The sequence below is a fragment of the Mesorhizobium sp. M7A.F.Ca.ET.027.03.2.1 genome, assembly GCF_003999175.1.
GTDB lineage: Bacteria > Pseudomonadota > Alphaproteobacteria > Rhizobiales > Rhizobiaceae > Mesorhizobium.
The window spans coordinates 1-4,034 of sequence record NZ_RZOM01000556.1 but is presented as its reverse complement, the minus strand read 5'-3'; the positions used below and the strand labels follow the sequence as shown (position 1 = coordinate 4,034).

Sequence of the window (4,034 nt, the reverse complement as noted above, 5' to 3'; positions counted from 1 at the left end):
GTGGAGGTCTGAAGGACGGCAAGACCGTGGCCGCTCAGAAGAGCCCGCGCGAGACCTCGAGGGCAGCGGAGAAGCTCGCCTGATCTCTTGGCAGGCGCAAGATCACTATCGCAGGGCCGGGCCGAGTGCTCTAACCCAAACGGTCTCAGCTGCTTTTCGGGACTGGTACCAACTGGATCGGAGGTCGCTCGCCGGACGCGTTGCCCAGCGCGATGGCGACCCGGTCGCGCCCATTACCCTTGGCTTCGTAGAGCGCGTGATCCGCGGCATTGGTCAATTCGGCCCAGCCCACGCCATGCTCGGGGTAGGCGGCGACCCCGAACGAGGCTGTAACGGTGCCCAGCGTTCGGCCGCGATGCGTCAAATGAAGCTTCCTGATTGCCTGGCGCAGCGCTTCCGCCCGCTCGGCACCTTCCTGGACCGAGCTTCCCGGCATGACCAGGGCAAACTCCTCGCCGCCGTAGCGCGACACGACATCGCTATCCCTAGCGTGCTCGATCAAGGTGGCGGCGACTTGCTTCAGGACAAGGTCGCCGGCTTCGTGGCCGAACGTATCGTTGAACTGCTTGAAATGGTCGACATCGAGCATGATGATCACCAGCGGCTGGCCCGAGCGCTCCATCCGGCGCAGTTCGCGGCCGCTCGTCTCCTCGAGATATCGCCGGTTGAACAGACTGGTGTTCGGGTCGCGGATCGACTGCTGCCGCAGCGTCTCGCGCAGGCGCAGATTGGCCAGGGCGAGCGCCAGCGTGTCGACGACACCACGCAGAATCTGCTGTCTCTCAGCCAGCCATTGCGGCTTCTCGGCCGCATTCGGTTCGCACAGATGAAGGATGCCCAGCGTTTCGCCTTGCGCCGCCAGAGGCATGCAGACATAGCCCTTCTTGCCGTTCTCGGTGATATGCGCGCAGCGCGGCGTGAGCATGCCGGGGCCGGCGACATGTTCCTGGCCGCGCCTGAGCGCCCAGCAGTCTTCCGGCGCGAATTGCGTGGCGCTCGAGCGGACGTCGCCCCAATGCGCCATTTCTTCCACCAGGTTGCGCGACGCGCTGGTCAGGTGGACGGTTCCGCTCAAGCCACCGAGAAACTCGGCCATGGCGGTGCCGACCACCGAGAATGCTTCCGGGAAGGTGACGCAGGCCTGCAGCAGTTCGCCAAGCTTCACCAGACGGGTCGTGGTTTCGGACTTTTCGTGCAGTTCACGGTTGAGGAGTGCCAGCTGATCGGCACGCTCGTTGACCACTCCTTCCGCGCGGCGCAGCTCGCTGATGTCGTTGAGCGTAAGGACGAGACCGCCTTCGGATCGGCTGAGCGGACCGCAACTGGCGATGACCGGCAGGTGCGAGCCGTCGGATCTGGCCAGGCGCACTTCGCCCTGCTGCTGGCGGCCCGTGGCTAGCGCCATTTCGATGGGAGAAGCGCCGGCGGCGAACGCGCCGCCTCTGGGATCGCGAATGGTCAGCACCGAATCCCATTGCTGCCCGACGATCTTGTCGGCACGCCGCCCGATCATCGTTGCAGCCGCCGGATTGGCGCTGGCGATGCGGCCGTCCCCGTCTAGAACCGCGATGCCTTCGGCAGCCGTCTCGACGATGTCCTCGACATGCGCACGCGCCGATGCAAGCTGCTCCGCCATCGTGTTGAAGCCATCGGCCAGCTGCCCGAATTCATCGTTGCGGGCGTGGCTGATGCGCGTCATGGCATTGCCTTTCGCCAGCGCTTCCATGCCGCGCATCATGTCCCCGAGGCCAGAGCTGAAACGGCGGAGCAGCTGCCATGCAAAGCCGACCGCGACCAGCACGGCGGCCGCCGCGCTGAGGCCAACCAGCCAGAGCAAGCTGTTGGTGCTTTGTTCGGCGGCCTGCAGAACAGGGTCATATTCCAGCAGCACGGCGCCGATGATCGCACCCTCGGGATTTTCGATCGGAACGGCCAGCATGGCGTTCACTTCCTCCGGGTCGACAAATCTGCGCGGAATGCCGTCCGCCAGGGTCTGGCCGATTTCGTTGCCGGGGTCGTGATTGAATTTATCGCCGACCTGGTGCTCTTCGTCGGCGGCATGGGCGAGGATGGTCTTGTTGCTGTCAAGGACCAGGAAATCCCTGTGCAGGCGGCGGTGCTGGTGCAACAAGAATTGCTTGAGCGCCTCGGGCCGCTCGAGCAGCGAAAGCGTCCCATCGGTTGATTTGAAGACGATGGTGTCGGCCAATTCCCGCGCGACATTGGTCGCTTCGGTCAACCCCAACGATTTGGTCGCCACTTTCTGCGTAAAGATCGCGACGCCGCCGACCAGCGCGATCAGGGCCGCGGCGGCCACCATGGAGAGAATGATCTGGCTCTTGATGCGCATGTCATGGCTCCGCCGAGAACGACAGCATTGCGCATGTCACATCGAGCCAGCATCTCATTCCCGGCTTTTATTACCAAATGCTTATCAACGTCCTAACGACGCCAGCCGCGGCTCCTCGCACGACGCACGGTTCCTCACCCCCCATGAAATGAGGGCGAGGAACCCAAGTCTTGCTAAGTCACCCCGCCATGGCCAGCGGCACGGCGCTCTTGTTGGGGATCTGGATGTCGATTTCCAGCGTCGACATGGTCTCGCCGCGGTCCATCGAGACCTGCAGATAGTCCTGGTCGATCTGCACATGCTTGGCGATGACGGCCATGATCTCCTCGCGCAGGATGGAGACGAGGTCTGGCTGGCTGCGGTTGCGGCGCTCATAGGCGAGCAGCACTTGCAGCCGCTCGCGCGCCACCGGGGCGCTGGAGCGCCGCTTGAAGATGTCGAGCAGGTTCATGCCGCCCTCCTTCCCAAAAGACGATCGAGGAAGCCCTTGCGCTCGAAGGGCACGATGACGGGCAATTCCTCGCCCTCCAGCCGCCTGGCGGCGTCGATATAGGCCTTGGCAGCGGAATTGAGCGGCTCCGACAGCGTCACCGGCGAACCGAGATTGGAGGCGCGCAGCACGTCCTGGCTTTCCGGAATGATGCCGAGCAGCGGCACCGACAGGATTTCCAGCACGTCGTCGATGGACAGCATTTCGCCGCGCGACGCACGCGCCGCATCGTAGCGGGTCACCAGCACATGCTTGGCGATCTGCTCGCCCTGCTCGGCCCGCAAGGTGCGCGCGTCGAGCAGGCCGATGATGCGATCGGAATCGCGCACCGACGACACTTCCGGATTGGTGACGATGACCGCCTCGTCGGCAAAGCGCATGGCGAGCTGCGCGCCGCGCTCGATGCCGGCCGGGCTGTCGCAGAACACGTAGTCGAACACCGAGCGCAGCTTGTCGATGACTTCGCCGACGCCTTCCTCGGTCAGCGCATCCTTGTCGCGCGTCTGCGAGGCCGGCAACAGGAACAGCGTCTCGACCCGCTTGTCGCGGATCAGCGCCTGCGAGAGTTTCGCCTGGCCCTGGATGACGTTGACGAGGTCGAACACCACGCGCCGCTCGGCGCCCATGATCAGGTCGAGGTTGCGCAGGCCGACGTCGAAGTCGACAAGCGCCACCTTCTTGCCGGTCTTGGCCACGGCCGCCCCGAGGGCCGCCGTCGAGGTCGTCTTGCCGACGCCCCCCTTGCCCGAGGTGACCACCACTACCTTGCCCATTGAAAAGCCTCCGTTGTTGTTGTTCTTGGTCGGGCGACCATCGGCCGCCCCAATATCGAAACGAATGTCAGCTCAGCGTCGAAACCCGCAACGCGTCGCCGTCGAGAAACGCCTGCACCGGCTTGCCGCGCGAAACACCTTCCATCTCCTCGGCGGTGACGTACCAGCCGTCGACCGCCAGCAGCTCGGCCTCGTTCTTGCGGCAGAAGATGCGCGCGCCCCTGTTGCCCAGCGCACCCGCCGAAGCGCGCCCGCGCAGCGTGCCGTAGACATGGATCGAGCCCGCCGCGATGATCTCCGACCCGGACGCGACCGAGCCGAGCACGATGACATCGCCATGCGGATGCACGATCGCCTGGCCGGAGCGGATCGGCGCCTTGATCATCAGCGTCCCCGAAGCTCCAACCTGCGGCTCGCTATC

General features: G+C 64.7%; 4 protein-coding genes. All 4 read right to left on the bottom strand.

The window, feature by feature from the left end; genetic code table 11:
• Positions 1-145: 145 nt before the first annotated feature.
• Positions 146-2,350, bottom strand: coding sequence for a diguanylate cyclase (locus EN750_RS22075; RefSeq protein WP_127397637.1), 2,205 nt, complete (start codon positions 2,348-2,350; stop codon positions 146-148).
• Between the two features lie 178 nt (positions 2,351-2,528).
• Entirely contained in the window at positions 2,529-2,801 is a 273-nt protein-coding gene (minE, locus tag EN750_RS22070) for a cell division topological specificity factor MinE (protein ID WP_024501686.1), read from the bottom strand.
• Positions 2,798-3,613 carry a septum site-determining protein MinD gene (minD, locus tag EN750_RS22065; protein WP_013530671.1) on the bottom strand — a complete coding sequence of 272 codons (816 nt, stop codon included), beginning with the start codon at positions 3,611-3,613 and terminating at the stop codon, positions 2,798-2,800. The genes minE and minD overlap by 4 nt, the downstream gene beginning before the upstream one ends.
• A gap of 67 nt (positions 3,614-3,680) precedes the next feature.
• Positions 3,681-4,034: septum site-determining protein MinC (gene minC, locus EN750_RS22060; protein ID WP_127397636.1), on the bottom strand; the 354-nt coding region annotated here is incomplete at its 5' end.